16 protein-coding genes are annotated in these 18,764 nt (G+C 66.7%); 7 read left to right on the top strand and 9 right to left on the bottom strand.

All coding sequences use genetic code 11. The features are described 5' to 3' along the window. The first annotated feature begins 38 nt into the window (after positions 1 to 38). Genes ACQR1F_RS16470 through ACQR1F_RS16460 form a run of 3 tightly spaced genes read left to right on the top strand, consistent with a single transcriptional unit; the run spans position 39 to position 2,907 of the window. On the top strand, positions 39 to 1,172 hold the full coding sequence (locus ACQR1F_RS16470; protein WP_434913473.1) for an ABC transporter permease: 1,134 nt from the start codon (positions 39 to 41) through the stop codon (positions 1,170 to 1,172). Continuing rightward, positions 1,169 to 1,888 (top strand): ABC transporter ATP-binding protein, encoded by a 720-nt coding sequence (locus tag ACQR1F_RS16465; protein ID WP_434913472.1) that lies wholly within the window; start codon positions 1,169 to 1,171, stop codon positions 1,886 to 1,888. Before ACQR1F_RS16470 ends, ACQR1F_RS16465 begins: the two co-directional genes overlap by 4 nt. Next, complete coding sequence (locus ACQR1F_RS16460) at positions 1,885 to 2,907, top strand: HlyD family secretion protein (protein ID WP_434913471.1); 1,023 nt, start codon at positions 1,885 to 1,887, stop codon at positions 2,905 to 2,907. The genes ACQR1F_RS16465 and ACQR1F_RS16460 overlap by 4 nt, the downstream gene beginning before the upstream one ends. A gap of 255 nt (positions 2,908 to 3,162) precedes the next feature. On the opposite strand, the gene ACQR1F_RS16455 is transcribed toward ACQR1F_RS16460, so the two are convergent. The 9 genes from ACQR1F_RS16455 to ACQR1F_RS16415 form a co-directional block, all read right to left on the bottom strand. Continuing rightward, positions 3,163 to 3,795, bottom strand: a complete 633-nt coding sequence (locus ACQR1F_RS16455) for a glutathione S-transferase family protein (RefSeq protein WP_434913470.1) — start codon at positions 3,793 to 3,795, stop codon at positions 3,163 to 3,165. 60 nt (positions 3,796 to 3,855) lie between these two features. Beyond that, on the bottom strand, positions 3,856 to 4,449 hold the full coding sequence (locus tag ACQR1F_RS16450; protein WP_315805751.1) for a GNAT family N-acetyltransferase: 594 nt from the start codon (positions 4,447 to 4,449) through the stop codon (positions 3,856 to 3,858). 9 nt (positions 4,450 to 4,458) lie between these two features. Then, entirely contained in the window at positions 4,459 to 5,961 is a 1,503-nt protein-coding gene (gene glpK, locus ACQR1F_RS16445; protein WP_434913469.1) for a glycerol kinase GlpK, read from the bottom strand. A 355-nt stretch (positions 5,962 to 6,316) separates the two neighbouring features. Next, positions 6,317 to 7,090: an SDR family NAD(P)-dependent oxidoreductase gene (locus tag ACQR1F_RS16440; RefSeq protein WP_315805749.1), complete on the bottom strand. Its 774-nt coding sequence runs from the start codon at positions 7,088 to 7,090 to the stop codon at positions 6,317 to 6,319. 214 nt (positions 7,091 to 7,304) lie between these two features. Beyond that, positions 7,305 to 8,447, bottom strand: a complete 1,143-nt coding sequence (gene pimD, locus ACQR1F_RS16435) for a pimeloyl-CoA dehydrogenase small subunit (protein WP_434913468.1) — start codon at positions 8,445 to 8,447, stop codon at positions 7,305 to 7,307. A gap of 145 nt (positions 8,448 to 8,592) precedes the next feature. Then, positions 8,593 to 9,783 (bottom strand): pimeloyl-CoA dehydrogenase large subunit, encoded by a 1,191-nt coding sequence (gene pimC / locus ACQR1F_RS16430; RefSeq protein WP_434913467.1) that lies wholly within the window; start codon positions 9,781 to 9,783, stop codon positions 8,593 to 8,595. A 262-nt stretch (positions 9,784 to 10,045) separates the two neighbouring features. Next, positions 10,046 to 11,233 carry an acetyl-CoA C-acyltransferase gene (locus ACQR1F_RS16425; protein ID WP_434913466.1) on the bottom strand — a complete coding sequence of 396 codons (1,188 nt, stop codon included), beginning with the start codon at positions 11,231 to 11,233 and terminating at the stop codon, positions 10,046 to 10,048. Positions 11,234 to 11,252: 19 nt separating this feature from the next. Beyond that, a complete protein-coding gene (pimA, locus tag ACQR1F_RS16420; protein ID WP_434913465.1) occupies positions 11,253 to 12,917 on the bottom strand; it encodes a dicarboxylate--CoA ligase PimA in 1,665 nt (554 codons plus the stop codon). Positions 12,918 to 13,092: 175 nt separating this feature from the next. Beyond that, positions 13,093 to 15,186: a 3-hydroxyacyl-CoA dehydrogenase NAD-binding domain-containing protein gene (locus ACQR1F_RS16415; RefSeq protein WP_434913464.1), complete on the bottom strand. Its 2,094-nt coding sequence runs from the start codon at positions 15,184 to 15,186 to the stop codon at positions 13,093 to 13,095. A gap of 213 nt (positions 15,187 to 15,399) precedes the next feature. On the opposite strand from ACQR1F_RS16415, the gene ACQR1F_RS16410 reads away from it, so the two are divergent. From ACQR1F_RS16410 to ACQR1F_RS16395, 4 genes are all read left to right on the top strand, one after another. Then, positions 15,400 to 16,296: an IclR family transcriptional regulator gene (locus tag ACQR1F_RS16410; RefSeq protein ID WP_315805743.1), complete on the top strand. Its 897-nt coding sequence runs from the start codon at positions 15,400 to 15,402 to the stop codon at positions 16,294 to 16,296. A 66-nt stretch (positions 16,297 to 16,362) separates the two neighbouring features. Further along, positions 16,363 to 17,160, top strand: a complete 798-nt coding sequence (locus ACQR1F_RS16405; RefSeq protein WP_434913463.1) for an ABC transporter ATP-binding protein — start codon at positions 16,363 to 16,365, stop codon at positions 17,158 to 17,160. Further along, on the top strand, positions 17,157 to 17,870 hold the full coding sequence (locus ACQR1F_RS16400; RefSeq protein ID WP_315805741.1) for an ABC transporter ATP-binding protein: 714 nt from the start codon (positions 17,157 to 17,159) through the stop codon (positions 17,868 to 17,870). Before ACQR1F_RS16405 ends, ACQR1F_RS16400 begins: the two co-directional genes overlap by 4 nt. Before the next feature lie 13 nt (positions 17,871 to 17,883). Then, positions 17,884 to 18,762: a branched-chain amino acid ABC transporter permease gene (locus ACQR1F_RS16395; protein WP_315805740.1), complete on the top strand. Its 879-nt coding sequence runs from the start codon at positions 17,884 to 17,886 to the stop codon at positions 18,760 to 18,762. Positions 18,763 to 18,764 lie beyond the last annotated feature (2 nt).

The following is an 18,764-nucleotide window of genomic DNA, read 5'->3' as shown; positions in this document are numbered from 1 at the left end:
GCTGAAATAGGCCCGGGGCCTTCGGGTGGTTTTGGTTCATGTCGTTGCAGTTCAGGCTTGCGTCGCGAAACCTGTTCCATGACAGGCTGCGCTTCATCGCGACCATCATCGGCATCATCTTCTCGATCGTGCTGGTGACCGTGCAGATGGGTCTCTATGTCGGCTTCCGCCGGATGGTCACGACCATGATCGACCACTCCCCGGCCGAGCTGTGGATCATGCCAGTCGGCACCAAATGCTTCGAGGACCCCTCGCTGCTCGACGAGCGGCAGCGGTTTCGCGCGCTTGCGGTTCCCGGCGTGGCGGAGGCGACGCCGCTGGTGATCGGCTATGCGCAATGGCGGCTGCCGCAGGGCACGACGACGCCGGTCTTCGTGGTCGGCTCGGAGCTGCGCGGACTCGGGCTGCATCCCTGGAACGTGGTGGAGGGACGGCTGGACGACCTGTCGGTGCCGGGCGCGGTCGCGATCGACCGGACCTATTTCGAGCGGCTCGGCATCACCGGCGTCGAGCAGGCCGCGGAGCTGCGCGATCGCAAGGTGCAGGTGATGGCGGTGACCAAGGGCATCCGCTCGTTCACGACGACGCCTTACGTTTTTACCGACGTGGAGCGCGCGCGGACCTATACCGGCATCGCGCCGAACAAGGCGTCCTATCTGCTGGTGAAGCTGACGCCCGATGCCGATCTCGGCACGGTGCAGCAGGCGCTGCGCGGCAATCTCGGAAACGTCGACGTGCTGACCGCAGCCGAGTTCCGCAGCCGCAGCCGCTCGTTCTGGCTGTTCGGCACCGGCGCCGGCGCGGCGCTGTTCGCCGGCGCGCTGCTGGGACTGATCGTCGGCACCGTGATCGTGGCGCAGACGCTCTATTCCAGCACAAAGGATCATATCAACGAGTTCGCGACGCTGCGCGCGATCGGCTCGACCAGCCGCTACATCTACACCGTCATCATCTGGCAGGCGCTGCTCAGCGCCATCGTCGGCTTCGCCGGAGCCGCCGGCATCGGCAAGATCGTGGCGGCGGCGACGGCGGAATCGGCGCTGCCGGTCATCATGACGGCGGCGCTGACGGTCGCGCTGTTCGTGCTGACGGTGACGATGTGCATCGGCTCGGCGATCGCGGCGATCCTCAAGGTCATGCGCATCGATCCGACGCTGGTGTTCTCGCGATGACCGAGACCGTGCTCGAGGCCACCGATCTCGTGCATCACCTCGGCCAGGGGGCCGGCCGGGTGCAGGCGCTGAAGGGCGTGAGCCTGTCGCTGAAGGGCGGCGAGCTGGCGCTGCTGATGGGTCCCTCGGGCAGCGGCAAGACGACGCTGCTGTCGATCCTGGGCTGCCTGATGACGCCGGATGGCGGAACCGTGCGGGTTGCCAGCCAGCCGGTCGCGGGGCTCGATCCCGAGGCGCTGGCGAAGCTGCGCCGCGAGCGCATCGGCTTCATCTTCCAATCCTATCATCTGTTTCCGACGCTGAACGCCGAGGACAACGTCCGGCTCGCGCTCGACGTGCGCGGCGAGCGCGCGCGGGCGGCGAAGAAGGCGGCGCGCGAGGTGCTCGACAGGGTCGGCCTTGGCCCGAAGAAGCGGTCGTTCCCGCGCCAGCTCTCGGGCGGCGAGCAGCAGCGCGTCGCGATCGCCCGCGCCATCGTCGGCAGGACGCAGGTCATTCTCGCCGACGAGCCGACCGGCGCGCTCGATACCGCCAACGGCCAGGCGATCATGACCCTGCTCGCCGATATCGCCAGGGATCCGTCGCGCGCGGTGCTGGTGGTGACGCACGATCCGCGCATTCTGCCGTTTGCCAATCGCGTCATCCACATCGAGGACGGCCGCATCGTCCGCGAGGAGAGCGGCGGCGAGTCCATGAAGAAAGTCTCGCACGCATGATATCGGGAATTCCAGAACGCGCTCACCTGCTCGGGCTCGTCGCCGCGGCTGCATTGGCGATCATCGTCACGCCGACCTCGATTCCACCGACAGCGCGCGCCGCCAATGCCCAGGAGGAACGCTGGCTGGCCGTCGCACCCGGCCGGGTCGAGCCGGCATCCGGCCTGATCAAGCTTGGCGCGCCGGTGGTCGGGCCGATCCAGGAGGTGCTGGTCAAGCCGAACGAGACCGTGTTCGCCGGCCAGGCGCTGGTGCGGCTCGGCGACGCCGAAGCCCGCGCGCAGCTCGCCAGCGCCGAGGCGCAGGTCGCGATGCGCAAGCGCGTGCGCAACAAGGAGTCGACGCCGTCTGGCGCGGGTCCGCGGCGCCGCGCCGAAGACGGCCTCGCCGATGCGCAGGCGGCGGTGTTCGACGCGCGTGCTGCGCTCGACAAGGCCGTGGCCGAGCGGCGCGCCGGGCGCGGCGCCGATGCCGATGTCGACACCGCACGCACGCAACTGACAGCCGCGCAGGCGAAGCTGGAGCAGCAGGCCGACGAACTGCGCAAGGTCACCGCGGATGCGCCGCTGCCGGTCAGCGCCGAGGGCCAGCTCAACATTGCCCGCAGCGATCTGCAGGGCGCCCGCGCCACGTTGGAAAAGCTCACCATCCGCGCGCCGCTCGACGGCGCGGTGCTGCAGGTCAATGCGCGCACCGGCGAGATCGCTTCGCCGCAGACAACGCCACCGCTGGTGCTGCTCGGCGATACGTCCTCGCTGCGCGTGCGCGCCGAGCTCGACCAGCGCGACCTCGACAAGATCAAGGTCGGCCAGCAGGCCGTGGTCCGCTCCGACGCCTTCCGGGGCCGCGACGTCGCCGGCAAGGTCGCCGCCATCGCCCCGCTGGTCGAGAGCAGCCGCACGGCTGCGCTCAGCCAGCGCAACATGACCGATGTCGACGTGGTGGAAGTGCTGGTCGATCTCGCCGAGCCGGGTCCGTTCGCGGTGGGCATGAAGGTGGACGTGTATTTCAAGCCGTGAGGGCTGGTGGCTCGACTGCGCTCCGCGCCTGGCTGCACAGCTTCTCTTGGCGGGCTGAGGTGAGAACATCTCTCGCCGCTGGCGCGGTGCACCTCGCCCCGCTTGCGGGGAGAGGTCGGATTGCATCGCCAGATACAATCCGGGTGAGGGGGTGCAGGTCTTTCCGCTGACACTTCTCGTGCGGCTGCCCCTCTCCCCGTGAGGAACGGGAGAAGGAGCGCACCATCGCCGGGGCGACGGCTCGCTCCAACGAGCTCAATCCCCGCTCGGCGGCGCCAGTGGCTGGACGATAGCCTGGAATGGCGACAGCGCCTCACAGCGGGCGGCGTGCGTGGCCAGCGCCGGGTAACGCGTCGCGTCGAACAGATGCGGATGCGCCTCGCGGGTGAAGCGCAGGACGCAGGCGACGGCGATGTCCGCGTGGCCGATGCGCTCGCCATACCAATAATCCGTCGTCGCGGCGGCGCGCTCGGCCTCCAGCATCGCCAGCACGCCGGAGATCTGCGTCTCGCAACGCGCGACCCACAGGGCCAGGCGGTCCTTGCGCAGCACGCGCTCATAGATCAGGCTGACGGCCTTGTCGCCGAGACCGGTCGCGAGCGCGATCGTATGCAGCTGCCTGCGGCGCGGCGCGCCGCTGCGCGCCAGCATGGCACGCTCGGGCCCGACGGCCTCATCGAGGTGATCGAGGATCGCCGCCGAATCGATCAGCGCCTCGCCGTCATCGAGCACCAGCACCGGCACCCGGAGCAGCGGATTGTACGGCGCGATCTTGTCGGCATCGCCGAAGGTCGACCACGGCTTGTGCTCGAACGGGATGCCGTAGAGCTCGAGTGCGATCGCGGTGCGGCGGACGAAAGGCGAGTCGTATTGGCCGATCAGGAACATCGGTTATCCTCCTGTGCGGCGCATTGAAGCGCCGTTCGGCGCCGTTGTCAGCTGCCACGTTCAGGCGAGCAGCGGCACATGCGCGGCGACAGAACGCGGCAGGGTACCGTCGAGGCGGGGATCGGGGGCGATCTCGATCTGGCGGCGATAGGGGCGGAAGCCGGAGCGCTGGTAGAAGGCCAGCGCGCGCGGATGATCGAAGCTGCAGGTGTGGACCCAGAGCCGCGTCAGCGGCTGCGCCCAGGCGCGGCGCAGCGCATGGTTCATCAGCAGGCGTCCGGCGCCGGTGCCGATCAGCCTGTCGGTGACGCCGAACAGCACCAGCTCGCAATCGGTCTTGTTGCGGAAGTCGAGCTCCAGCAGGGCTTCGTCACCGCCGTCATGCGCCAAGGTGTAGATCTCGACTCCGTCGGCGCGAACTGTCTTGGCAAGCTCCGCATCGCTCATCCGCGTGCGCTGCGACCACAGCCACTCCCAGCCGACGCGGGCATAGAGGTCGCGGTACCAATCGAGATCGGGCTGCGCGACGCGGCGAATGCTCCAGTCGCCGATCGGATCCGGCGGCAACACCGGCGGCGCCACCATTTCCAGCGAGGTCACCACGGCCGCGACCTTGCCGTGTGGAACGTCGTAGTGGCCGTCGGGGACCGACATGCCGTTCACCTACTCGCCCTCGTCGCTCGCCAGCACGCCCTTCACGGCGCGGGCCCAGCCGGCGAGCTTGCGCTCCCGCGTGGCCGCGCTCATCGCCGGCCGGAAGCGGTGCTCGAGCCGCCAATTGTCGGCGAACTTTTCCGGCTCCGGATAGACGCCGGCGTTGAGGCCGGCGAGATAAGCGGCGCCGAGCGCGGTGGTCTCCTGAATCATCGGACGGTCGACTGGTGCGTCGAGCAGGTCGGCGAGACGCTGCATGGTCCAGTCCGATGCGGTCATGCCGCCGTCGACGCGCAGCACGATCGTGGCTGCGGACGCATCGGGCCAGTCGGCGCGCATCGCGGCCCACAGATCGTAGGTCTGGTAGCACACGCTCTCCAGCGTGGCATGCGCGAGCTCGGCGGGGCCGGTGTTGCGGGTCAGGCCGAACAGCGCGCCGCGCACGCGCGGATTCCAATACGGTGCGCCGAGGCCGACGAAGGCCGGCACCAGATAGACCGACTGCATGGAATCTGACTTGTCGGCGAGCGGGCCGGTTTCGGCGGCATGCTTGATGATGCCGAGCCCATCGCGCAGCCATTGCACGGCCGAGCCGGCGACGAAGATCGAGCCTTCGAGCGCGTAGGTCCGGACGCCGTCGAGCTGATAGGCGATGGTCGTCAGCAGCTTGTTGTTCGACTTCACCGGGGTGGCGCCGGTGTTGAGCAGCGCGAAGCAGCCGGTGCCGTAGGTCGACTTCATCATGCCCGGCGTGAAGCAGGCCTGGCCGATGGTCGCCGCCTGCTGGTCGCCGGCGATGCCCGCGACCTTGATCGGACCGCCAAACAGGTCGGGCGTGGTGGTGCCGAACTCAGCCGAGGAATCTTTCACCTCCGGCAGCATCGAGCGCGGCACGCGCAAGAGCTTCAGCAGCGCATCGTCCCACTGCCCGGTGTGAATGTTGAACAGCAGCGTGCGCGAGGCGTTGGTGGCATCGGTGGCGTGCACCTTGCCGCCGGTCAGCCGCCACAGCAGGTAGCAGTCAACGGTGCCGAACATCAGCTCGCCACGCTCGGCGCGCTCGCGCGCGCCCGGCACGTGATCGAGGATCCATGCGACCTTCGTGCCGGAGAAATAGGGATCGATGATCAGGCCGGTCTTCGCGCTGACCTCCGGCTCATGGCCTTCGGCTTTGAGACGCGCGCAGATGTCGGCCGTGCGGCGGTCCTGCCAGACGATGGCACGGTGGACGGCCTGGCCGGTGGCGCGGTCCCACACCACGGTGGTCTCGCGCTGGTTGGTGATGCCGATCGCCGCGATGTCCTTCGCCGTCAGTCCCGCCTTCTCCAGCGCGTCGCGGCAGGTCATCACCGTCGAGGTCCAGATGTCCTCCGGCTCGTGCTCGACCCAGCCCGAGGCCGGGAAATGCTGCGGAAATTCCTGCTGCGCGACCGCGGCGATCGAGATGTCGGAGCGGAACACGATCGCGCGCGAGGACGTGGTGCCCTGATCGATGGCCAGCACGAAGGACATGGGGCTTCTTCCCGGGAGTTGACGACGTTGGGCCGACAAGCAAGCGGATTGGCGGGGGAAGGTCAAGGAGGTTGGGAGCGCGCAACGTCCTTCTGGAAAAAGTGGAGAGTTCGCACCTTACGAGCATCCAACCCCGTGTCCGAACTTGGCTGGGACCACTGCGCTGCGCATGGCTGGGCCCTCTCCCCTTGTGGGAGAGGGCCACACCGCCGACAGCCGCAAGCTCACTCGGGTGAGCGGTTGGCGCCACATGCGCGCTCTGAGTACGCGGAGAGAGACCCCTCACCCGGTTGCGCTTCGCGCAACCACCCTCTCCCACAAGGGGAGAGGGTGCGGCTATCGTGTGGGGAGATTTTTACACCGCCGCCGTCGTGACGCCGCCGTCGACCACGATGGTCTGCCCCGTCATGAAGGTCGAGGCATCCGACGCCAGATACGCCACCGCGCCGGCGATCTCATGCGGCTCGCCGATGCGGCGGAGCGGGGTCGTCGCGCAGCGCTGTTTCAGGCGGGCTTCGTCCTCCCACAGCGCGCGGGCGAAGTCGGTCTTGATCAGGCCCGGCGCGACGCAGTTGATGCGCACGCCTTGCGGGCCCCATTCGCCGGCAAGGCTGCGGCACAGCGCGAAGTCGGCGGCCTTGGAGATGCCGTAGGCGCCGATGACGGTCGAGCCGCGCAGGCCGCCGATCGAGGAGACGATGACGACCGAGCCTTTGCCGCGCGCGGCCATCGGCGGGATCGCCTTGGCGCAGAGCCAGAGATTGCTCTTCACGTTGGAGGCCATGATCTTGTCGAAGGCCTCGTCGGTGATGTCAAGCAGCGGACCGTAATACGGGTTGACCGCAGCATTGCAGACGAGGATGTCGACCTGGCCGTATTGGCTGACGGCGCCGTCGATCAGCGCATCGACCTCGGCGCGGCGCGAGATGTTGCAGGGGATGACGCGGGCCTCGCCACCGCTCGCGCGGATGCCGCTTGCCACTTCCTCGCAGGCGTCGGCCTTGCGGCTGGAGATCACGACCTTGGCGCCGAGCTGCGCCAGCAGCTCCGCAGAAGCACGGCCGATGCCACGGCTCGAGCCGGTGATGACGGCGACCTGGCCGGAGAGGTTGAAGGGATTGGGGATCATATTCTGCGTCCTCCGAGTCATTGCGAGGAGCGAAGCGACGAAGCAATCCAGGGCGACGCGTGACGCCCTGGATTGCTTCGCTACGCTCGCAATGACGGCTCAAAACAACCGAGCCGGCGTAGGCTCTCACGCTCGTCATGCGCGGGCTTGACCCGCGCATCCATCATCAAGGAGCGATGGGTTGCCGGGTCCAGCCCGGCAACGGCGCATTGCCCTAGATCACCCCACCCGCCTCGCTGACGCGGCGCATGTGGTAGTCGGTGTCGCCGAGCGTCATCTCGATCATCGTCAGACGCTTGAAGTAGTGGCCGATCTTGGCCTCCATGGTCATGCCGATGCCGCCGTGGAGCTGGATCGCCTGCTGGCCGACGAACTTGGCCGATTTGCCGATCTGCACCTTGGCCGCGGCGATCGAGGTGGCGCGCTCCTTGGCGTCGTCGAAGTCGGCGGCCATGGTGGCGAACATCGACATCGAGCGGGCCTGCTCCAACGCGACGAACATGTCGGAGGCGCGGTGCTGCAGCGACTGGAACGAGCCGATCGCGACGCCGAACTGCTTGCGCGTCTTGATGTACTCGACCGTGGTCTTGAGCGACTCGTCCATCAGGCCGACGGCTTCCGCGCATAGCGCGATGCGGGCCTCGTCGACGACGCGCTCGATCAGCGGCAGGGCGTTCGCAGGATCGCCGATCGCGGCGTCGGCGCCCACTTCCACACCGGTGAAGGTGATGTCCGCCGCGTGCAGGCCGTCCTGGGTCGGATAGCCCTTGCGGGTGACGCCCGTCGCGTCGGCCGGCACGATGAACACGCCGATGCCCGTCTTGTCGCGCTGGCCACCGGAGGTGCGCGCGGTGACGATCAGGGTGTCGGCATTCTCGCCGTTGAGCACGACGAACTTCTCGCCGTCGATGACCCAGCCGTCGCCCTTCTTCTTGGCGGAGGTGGCGACATCGAACAGGTCGTAGCGCGACTGCTTCTCGAGCTGCGCGAACGCAAACGTCTTGCTGCCGTCGATGATCCCTGGCAGATGCGCGGCCTTCTGCGCCGCCGATCCGCCATGGCGGAGGAAGCCGCCGGCAAGCACGACCGTGGCGAGGTAAGGCTCGAGCACCAGCGCGCGGCCCATCGCCTCCATCACGATCATGGTCTCGACGCCGCCGGCGCCGAAGCCGCCGTCGTCCTCGGAGAACGGCAGACCGAGCAGGCCCTGCTCGGCGAGCTTGGACCACATCGTCCGGCTCCAGCCGCCCTTCTCCTTCATGTACAGCTTGCGCTTGTCGAAATCATAGGCATCCGCCAGCAGGCCGTCGATGCTGTCCTTGAGGAGACGCTGCTCCTCGGTGAGATCAAAATCCATTGGTTGACTCTCCAGTATCCCCATTCTCCGTCATGCCCGCGCTTGTCGCGGGCATCCACGTCGTGCCCGGGCAGGGCTGCGCGTGGATGGCCGGGTCAAGCCCGGCCATGACGGCGTGCGTTGTCGAGGCGCCGCGGCTCACAGGTCAGAGCCCCAGCACCGCCTTGGCGATGATGTTGCGCTGGATCTCGTTGGAGCCGCCGTAGATCGAGACCTTGCGGTTGTTGAAGTAGCTCGGCGCGATCTGGGCGGTCCAATCCATGGTCTCGTTGCTGTCGTCGTCGCCATGGATGTCGTAGGGCGCGGCGAACGGGCCGATCACCTCCATCAGCAGCTCGGTGGTGGTCTGCTGGATCTCCGAGCCCTTGATCTTCAGCACCGAAGACGCCGGATTGGGCTTGCCCTTGCCGTGCTTGCCCTCGTCGGCGACGACGCGCAGCTGGGTCAGCTCGAGCGCCTTGAGCTCGACCTCGCATGCGGTGAGCTTCTCGCGGAACGACGGGTCTTCCAGCACCGGACGGCCACCGGACTCGATCTTGGCGGCGAGCTCCTTGATGCGGCGGATGCGCTCCTTGGAGACGCCGACGCGGGCGATTCCGGTGCGCTCATTGCCGAGCAGGAACTTGGCGTAGTCCCAGCCCTTGTTCTCCTCGCCGATCAGGTTCTCATAGGGTACCTCGACGTCGTCGAAGAACACCTCGTTGACCTCGTGGCCGCCGTCGATGGTCTGGATCGGACGCACGGTGACGCCCTTCGACTTCATGCTGAAGACGATGAAGGAGATGCCCATCTGCTTCTTCGCGGAGGGATCGGTGCGGCACAGGCAGAAGATCATGTCGGCGTGCTGGGCCAGCGTGGTCCAGGTCTTCTGGCCGTTGATGATCCACATGTCGCCGCGGCGCTCGGCCTTGGTCTTCAGCGAGGCCAGGTCGGAGCCGGAGCCCGGCTCCGAGAAGCCCTGGCACCACCAGTCGTCGACATTGGCGATGCGCGGCAGATACTGCTTCTTCTGCGCCTCGTTGCCGAAGGTGTAGATCACCGGGCCGACCATGCTGACGCCGAAGGCGAGCGGCTGCGGCGCCGGATAGGCCTGCAGCTCCTCGTTGAAGATGTAGTGCTGCACCGAGGTCCAGCCGGTGCCGCCATATTCCGTCGGCCAGTGCGAGACGCCCCAACCCTTCTTGTTGAGGATGCGCCACCAGGTCACCATCTCGTCCTTCGACAGATGGCGGCCCTCGATCATCTTCCGCCGTGTCTCCGGCGGCACGTTGTCCTTGAAGAACTGCCGGACTTCCTCGCGGAACGCCTGCTCTTCCTTCGTGAATGCAAGATCCATTGGATCGCTCCCTTAGGTACTCGAATGGTTCGTTTCGCTCCGCTGTCGTCCCTGCCTAGTGCGCAATTGCGCACGCGGCGCAAGCGACCCATAACCACCGGCTAACGTTGGAGGCACAGGCGACTGCCATTGTGCCCCAAGCAACATCACGCGGTATGGGTCCCGGGTCTGCGCCCGCGAGCGCTGTTGCGCGCGCGGGCTTGCCCGGGACGACAGCTGTTTGAAATCCCGCGCGACGCTCGCCCGGGATGACGGCTGTTGTTTACTGCAGCACCTCGAACAGGCCGGCGGCGCCCATGCCGCCGCCGACGCACATGGTGACGACGGCGTACTTGGCCTTGCGGCGGCGGCCTTCGATCAGGGCGTGGCCGGTGAGCCGCGCGCCCGACATGCCGTAGGGATGGCCGACCGCGATGGCGCCGCCATTGACGTTGATCTTGTCGGGGTCGATGCCGAGCTTGTCGCGGCAGTACAGCACCTGCACGGCGAACGCCTCGTTGAGCTCCCACAGGCCGATGTCGTCGACGGTCAGCCCGTGGCGCTTGAGCAGGCGCGGCACCGCGAACACCGGGCCGATGCCCATCTCGTCGGGCTCGCAGCCATGCGCGACGAAGCCGCGGAAGATGCCGAGCGGCTGCAGGCCGCGCTTCGCCGCAGTGGCGTCGCTCATGATGACGCAGGCCGAGGCGCCGTCGGAGAGCTGGCTGGCATTACCCGCGGTGATCGAGAAGCCGTCGCCGCGCACGGCCTTGAGGCCGGCAAGACCTTCGGCGGTCGTCTCGGGACGCGGCCCCTCGTCCTGCGACAAGGTGACGTCCTTGAACGAGACATTGCCGGTGGCCTTGTCGGTGACCGCCATCTTGGTGGTGATCGGCGCCAGTTCGTCGTTGAACTTGCCGCCCTGCTGCGCGGCCGCGGTGCGGCGCTGGCTCTCCAGCGCATATTCGTCCTGCCGTTCGCGGGAGATGCCGTAGCGCTTGGCGACGATCTCGGCGGTGTCGATCATCGGCATGTAGACGTCGCCCTTGATCTCGAGCAGCGCCGGATCGGTGGCCTGGAAGCTGTTCATCTTGTCGTTCTGGACCAGCGAGATCGATTCGCCGCCGCCGCCGACTGCGATCTCGACACCGTCGAAGATCACCGAGCGCGCCGCGAGCGCAATCGCCTGCAGACCGGAGGCGCATTGGCGGTCGATCGTGGTGCCGCCGACCGACACCGGCAGGCCGGCACGCAGCAGCGCCTTGCGCGCGATGTTGCCGCCGGTCGAGCCCTGCTGCAAGGCCGCGCCCATCACGACATCCTCGATCTCTGCCGGATCGACCTTGGCGCGCTTGACCGCCTCGCCGATGGCGTGGCCGAGCAGCGTCGCGCCGCCGGTGGCATTGAGCGCGCCGCGATAGGCCTTGCCGATCGGCGTGCGGGCGGTGGAAACGATGACGGCATCGGTCATGGGCGACCTCCTGTTGTTGTCACTGATGTTTGATTTGAGACGCGGGTGATTTCTGCTGGCGCAGTTCGTGACGCGACAGCTTGCCGACCGGCGTGCGCGGCAGCTCGTCGACGTACTCGACCGCCGCCGGCAGCTCGTGCTTGCCGAGCTTGCCGGTGAGGAAGGCGCGGAGATCCTCGACCGGGAACGGCGCAAAGCCGTCGCGCAGCTTGATGAAGGCCTTGGCCGCCTCGCCGCGATAGGCGTCGGGAATACCGATCACGATGACCTCCTGCACCGCCGGATGGGTGTAGATCGCCTGCTCGATCATCTGCGGATAGACGTTGAAGCCGCCGGAAATGATCATGTCCTTCTTGCGGTCGACCAGGAAGTAGAAGCCGTCGGCGTCGACATAGCCGATGTCGCCGGTCAGGAAATGATCGCCGACGAACGACTGCGCCGTTTCCTCCGGCCGGTTCCAATAGCCCTTGGTGACGTTCGGCCCCTTGATCCGGATCTCGCCGACCTCGTTCACGCCGAGCACCTTTGCGGGATCCTCGAGCGACACGACGTCCATCTCGATGCCGGGCAGCGTGATCCCGATCGAGCCGGGCTTGTCCGGGCCACCCTTGGGATGGGCGGTGCCGGGCGAGCAGGTCTCGGTCATGCCCCAGCCGCTCTTCAGCTTCATGCCGACGCGTCGCTCCAGGATGCGCGCGACCTCGACCGGCAGCGGCGCGCCGCCGGAGCCGACGCTGGTCAGCGACGACAGATCACGCTTGTCGAGATCGGGCAGGTTGGCGATCGCGATCCACATCGTCGGCACGCCGGGAAAATAGGTCGCGCGCTTGACCTCGATGTCGCGCATCACGGCGTCGAGATCGAAGCGCTGGTGCAGCGAGATCAGGCTGCCGAGGCGCAGCGAGGTCAGCAGCACCACCGTCAGTGCATAGATGTGGAACAGCGGCAAGACGCAGATCACGCGGTCGGAGCCGTTACCGTTTGCACGCGTCGCGCGGCCCCAGACTTCGGCGATCGACACCGCGGAGGTGAGATTGCCATGGGTCAGCATCGCACCCTTGGGCAGGCCGGTGGTGCCGCCGGTATATTGCAGCAGGGCGATGTCGTCTGGCGAGATCGAAGGCCACGCCATAGGCGCAACGGCGCCTTCGACGAAGGCGCGGTGCGTGATCACCGCGGGATTGTCCGGCAGCGCCGTCTGCGGCGTGCCGACTTTGCCCCAATCATCATCCTCGCAGACGATCAGGCGATCGATCAGTCCCTTGGCGAGGAACTTCAGCGCGGTCGGCAGCAGCGCTGATAGGTTCGACGTGACGAGAATGCGCGCGCCGGAATCGCTGAGCTTGTGCGACAACGCGATCTCGCCATCGAGCGGCGACAGGTGCACCACGCGGGCGCCGGCCTTGAGCGCGCCGAAGAAGTTGATCGGATGATCCGGCGTATTGCCGAGGAACAGCGCGATCGACGCGCCCTTGCCGAAGCCGGCGCGCAGGAACGCGGCGGCGGCCTGGTCGACGAGCGCCGCGAGTTGCTTGAAAGTGATGGGGCGGTCGCGGAATTCCAGCGCGTCGCCATCGCCGAAGTCACTGACCGCCTTTGCCAGCAGATCCGGCAAGGTGCCACGCGCGATCGGCGCGTCCCAGCGGACGCCTTCGGGATAGAACTGTTCGCCAGGATGGGTCATGCGAGCTCAATGTCCGTTGGCGTAAGACGGCCCCGCTGTCTCCGTTCCCTCCCCCCTTGTGGGGGAGGGTCAGGGAGGGGGGTGGCCCCGGGCGAGACTGCCCGTGTGGACCCCCAACCCCTCCCCGCAAGTGGGAGGGGAGCGCAGCCGGGCGCAGAGTGATAGTTGGGCCGCCTCAAGCGGCCTTCCCCTGCGCCAGCGAGGCGAAGGTCTTGCCTTCGTCGGCGAGCTTCTTCAGCAGCGGCGCTGGCTCCAGCGACGGGTCATTGGTCTCCTTGGCATAGAACGCCAGCCGCTCGGCAATGTGCTTCAGGCCGACGCTGTCGGCCCAGTACATCGGGCCGCCGCGATAGATCGGCCAGCCATAGCCGTAGAGCCAGACAACGTCGATGTCGGACGGACGCGCGGCGATGCCCTCGGCGAGGATCTTCGCGCCCTCGTTGATCATCGGATACATCATGCGCTCGAGGATCTCCTCGTCGCTGACCGCGCGGCGCTTGAGGCCGAGCTTGGCGAGCGTCTCGTCGATCAACTTCTCGACATCGGGATCCGGCAGCGGCGCACGCGAGCCGGCCTCGTATTTGTAGTAGCCCTTGCCGGTCTTCTGGCCGAAGCGGCCGGCTTCGCACAGCGCATCCGCGATCTCGCTCTTGATGCCGCGGTCCTTGCGCGAGCGCCAGCCGATGTCGAGGCCGGCGAGATCGCCCATCGCGAACGGGCCCATCGGCATGCCGAACTTGGTGACGACGGCATCGACCTGCTGCGGCAGCGCGCCTTCGAACAACAGCTTCTCGGCCTGCTTGCCACGCTGCGCCAGCATGCGGTTGCCGACGAAGCCGTCGCAGACGCCGACCACGGCCGGCACCTTGGCGATCTTGCGGGCGATCGACACGGCGGTGACGAGCGCATCCGGCGCGGTCTTCTCCGCGCGCACGATCTCGCACAGCTTCATGACGTTGGCCGGCGAGAAGAAATGCATGCCGAGCACGTCCTGCGGACGGCTGGTCTCGGCGGCGATTGCGTCGATGTTCAGATACGAAGTGTTCGAGGCCAGCACCGCGCCCGGCTTGGCATATTGATCGAGCTTGCCGAACACTTCCTTCTTCACGGCCATGGTCTCGAACACCGCCTCGATGACGAGGTCGGCGTCCTTGACGTTCTCGAGACCGACCTTGCCGTCGATCAGCGCCATGCGCTTGGCCGGGGCGTCCGCCGGAATGCCGCCGCGCGCGGCGGTCGCCTCCCAGTTCTTCTGCATGATGCCCATGCCGCGGTTGAGCTGCTCCTCGGCGGTCTCGATCAGGGTGACCGGGATGCCGGCATTGGCGAACGACATCGCGATGCCGCCGCCCATGGTGCCGGCGCCGATGATGGCGACGCGCTCGACCTTGCGGCCCTTCGTGCCCTCGGGCACGCCGGCAATCTTGGCCGCCTCGCGCTCGGCGAAGAACGCGTAGCGCTGCGCCTTGGACTGGTCGCTGGTGAGCAGCTTGAGGAAGCCCTCGCGCTCCCGCTTCAAGCCCTCGTCGAACGGCAGATCGATCGCATAGCCGACCGCATCGGCCGCCGCGAACGGCGCCTCCAGCCCGCGCGACTTCTTGGTGATCGCAGCGACCGCATTGGTGAAGATCGAGCGATCGGCCTTGGCCGCGGCGATCTTGGAGTCATCGTCGCGCAGCTTGCGCAGCGGACGGTTCTCCGCCACCACCTTGCGCGCGAAGGCTTCGCCGCCCGATGCCGGCCCCTCGACGATCTCCTCGATCAGGCCCGCCTTCAGCGCTTCGGCTGCGCCGATCGGATCACCGGCGACGATCATCTTGACCGCGAGCTCCGGCCCCACCGCGCGCGGCAGGCGCTGCGTTCCGCCCGCGCCCGGCAGCAGGCCGAGCTTCACCTCGGGCAGTCCGAGCTTCGCTTCCTTGGTGGCGACACGATAATGACAGGCGAGCGCCACTTCGAGACCACCGCCCAGCGCCGTTCCATGAATCGCCGCGATGACCGGCTTGGGGCTGTTCTCGATCGTGCTCAGCACGTCGTTGAGCGCCGGCGGCTTCGGCGGCTTGCCGAACTCGGTGATATCGGCGCCGGCAATGAAGGTGCGTCCGCCGCAGGTCAGCACGATGGCCTTGATTGCGGGATCGTCGATCGCCGCCTTGACGTTGTCCAGGATGCCGCCGCGAACTGCGGCACTCAGCGCATTGACGGGCGGACTGTCGATGGTGACGATGCCGATGATGTCATGACGATCAAGCTTTGCCACTTCGCTCACGCGTAAGCTCCTTGGGATGTCGTTTCTTTGCGGCCGGTTAACGTTCCGACCCCTTCTTGGCTCTTCATTTGCGCAGAGGTTCAGCCTTGCTTGCGTCTACCCGCTGCCGGACATCAATTCCGCAGTGCGAAATCTAATTCCACATCTTGACAGCCAGGGTTATTTTGAAGCACGAGCGTTGTCAACGAGGCTCATCAATCAACAGCCGATGACATGAAACGCCCAGGGAAAAAAGCTGCGACCGATCGCAACTTCGTCGTTGCGCTGTCGCGCGGCCTCGAGGTGCTCAGGGCTTTCCGGCCCAATGACGGCCTGCTGGGCAACCAGGAGATCGCGGCGCGCACCAACCTGCCCAAGCCGACCGTGTCGCGCCTGACCTACACGCTGACCAAGCTCGGCTATCTCACGCCCGTTCCCCGCTTCGAGAAATATCAGCTGGCGCCGTCAGCGCTGCTGCTCGGCTACGCCGCGCTCGCCAATCTCGGCGTGCGCCAGCTCTCCGAGCCGTTCCGCGAGCAGCTGATGCGCGAGACCGGCGGTGCGGTGGCAATCGGCGGCCGCGACCGGCTCAGCATGATCTATATCGGCCAGAGCCGGCACGGCGTCGTCAACGTCGAGCTCGACGTGGGCTCGCGCATTCCGATTGCGACCACCGCGATGGGCCGGGCCTATCTCTGGGCGCTGCCCGAAGAGGAACGCGCCGTGCTGATGCGCGAGATGCGCGAGCATTACGGCAACCGCTGGCCCAAGATCCGTGACGGGATCGAGCGCGCCGGCGAAACCGTCGCCAAGTACGGCTTCACGATCTCGGCCGGCGAATGGCAGGATGACGTTCACGCCGTCGGCGCGGCGTTGAGGCTCAACGATGGAACGGGTCCTTACGCGATCAATTGCGGCGCGCCTGCATTCCGCTTCACGGAAGAGCGCCTGCTCACCGACATTGGACCTCGTCTCGTGGCGATGGTAAGGAAAATCGAAGCAGCGCTTGGCGGACTTGCGCCGCAAACTAATCAGACGAATGTTCATGCGAACAATTCGTCTCACAAAGAACTCAATAAAAAGCCGAAGCCAGGAGGAAAAGTTGCCCGTGTTGCCGAGGGTATCAGATAGCCTGCATCATCGCGGTCGGCTGGCGCCGCGTCCTGACCTGAACGATTTCGGGAGGGGCGAGACGAGATGACGCAGGCACAACTCGCCCAGACCAACGATCCGCTGCTCGCCGTCCGCGACGTCAGCGTCGTGTTCGGCGGCATCGTGGCGCTGAACGGCGTCTCGTTCGACATGCGCCAGGGCCAGATCCTCGGCCTCATCGGCCCGAACGGCGCCGGCAAGACCACGCTATTCAACTGCCTCAGCCGGCTCTACCAGCCGAGCTCCGGCGACATCCTGATGGAAGGCCACAGCATCCTGAAGCGGCCGCCACACCGCATCGCCGAGATCGGCATCGGCCGCACCTTCCAGAACGTGGCGCTGTTCCCGAACCTGTCGGTGCTCGACAACGTCCGCGTCGGCACGCATGCGCGGACCTCGAGCGACATCATCTCCGATTCGCTTCGTCTCGCCTGGATCCGCCGCAGCGAGACTTCGGTGAATACCAAGGTTCACGAGATTCTCGCCTATCTCAACCTCGAGGAGGTCGCGCACAAGACCGTGTCCGGGCTGCCGTTCGGCACCCAGAAGCGCGTCGAGCTGGCGCGCGCGCTCGCCGCTGACCCGAAGATCCTGCTGCTTGACGAGCCCGCCGGCGGCCTCAATCACGAGGAAGTCTATGTGCTCGGCGACCTGATCCGCCGTATCCGCGACGACCGCCACATCACCGTGCTGCTGGTCGAGCATCACATGGGACTGGTGATGTCGATCGCCGACCACGTGGTGGCGCTGAATTTCGGCCGCAAGCTCGCCGAGGGCACGCCCGCGCAGGTGCAGGCCGATCCCGACGTCATCAAGGCCTATCTCGGGAGCAAGGATCAATGACGGCGCTGCTCAACGTCAAGGACCTGCGCGCCTATTACGGCCAGGTCCAGGCCCTGCACGGCCTCTCCTTCTCTCTCAACGAAGGCTCGCTGACGACCCTGCTCGGCGCCAATGGCGCCGGCAAGACCACCACCCTGCGCGCGATCTGCAACATGGTGCGCTCGACCGGTGCGATCGAGTTCGAGGGCAAGCCGCTCAACAACAAATCGACCGAGAGCATCGTGCGCTTCGGCATCGCCCATGTGCCGCAGGGTCGCGGCACCTTCACCAACATGACGGTGGAAGAAAACCTGCAGCTCGGTGCCATCACCCGCTCCGACAAGGCGGGCATCGTCGCCGACATCGAGCGGATGTATTCCTACTTCCCCAAGCTGAAGGAGCGTCATACGCAGCAGGCCGGCACCCTGTCCGGCGGCGAGCAGCAGATGCTGGCCGTGGCGCGGGCGCTGATGCTGCGTCCCAGGTTGATGCTGCTCGACGAGCCGTCGTTCGGCCTCGCGCCGCTGGTGGTCCGCGACCTCTTCGGCATCCTCGGCAAGATCAACCGCGAGGAAAAGGTCTCGATCCTCGTCGTCGAGCAGAACGCGCAGCTCGCGCTGGAGCTCGCCGATCAGGCCTATGTGATCGAGACCGGCCGCATCGTCATGTCCGGCGCGGCCTCGGACATCGCGAACGACGAGAACGTCCGCAAATCCTATTTGGGCTACTAACGGAGGCGGGACAATGGAGCTGTTCACCAACCAGGTCCTGGCCGGCATTGCGACTGGCGCGATCTACGCCTGCATGGCGCTCGCGGTCGTGATGATCTACCAGGCGATCGACCATCTCAACTTCGCGCAAGGCGAGATGGCGATGTTCTCGACATTCATCTCCTGGCAGCTGATGCAATGGGGCCTGCCCTACTGGGTCGCCTTCGTGGCGACGCTGGCCTTGTCCTTTGCCGGCGGCATCGCGATCGAGCGCGTGCTGTTCAAGCCGCTTACCAAGGCACCGATCCTGACCCAGGTCGCCGGCTTCATCGCGCTGTACTCGATCATCAACTCCTTTGCCGGACTGACCTGGGACTTCACCATCAAGCAGTATCCGACGCCGTTCGGATCGTCGCCGTTCCTGGGCAGCCAGCTGATCTCGACGCACCAGGCCGGCATGATCGGCATCACCTTGCTGCTGCTGATCGGCCTGTACTTCTTCTTCCAGTACACCAGGGTCGGGCTTGCGATGCGTGCGGCGGCGGCGGTGCCCGAGTCGGCGCGGCTGGTCGGCATCAACACGTCGTGGATGATCGCGCTCGGCTGGGGCATGGCGGCGGCGATCGGCTCGATCGCCGGCATGCTGATCGCGCCGGTGGTCTTCCTCGAGCCGAACATGATGGGCGGCGTGCTGATCTACGGGTTCGCCGCCGCCGTGCTCGGCGGCCTGACCAGCCCGTTCGGCGCGGTGCTCGGCGGCTTCCTGGTCGGCATCTTCGAAAATCTCGCCGGAACCTACATCCCGCATGTCGGCAACGAGATGAAGCTGCCGATCGCGCTGGCCCTCATCATCTCCGTCCTGGTCATCAAGCCCGCCGGCCTGTTCGGCCGCAACATCGTGAAGCGAGTCTGATC

The sequence above is a fragment of the Bradyrhizobium sp. HKCCYLS3013 genome (assembly GCF_051167615.1).
GTDB lineage: Bacteria > Pseudomonadota > Alphaproteobacteria > Rhizobiales > Xanthobacteraceae > Bradyrhizobium.
The sequence above is the reverse complement of the archived record's forward strand: the minus strand, read 5'-3'. Positions and strand labels throughout refer to the sequence as shown.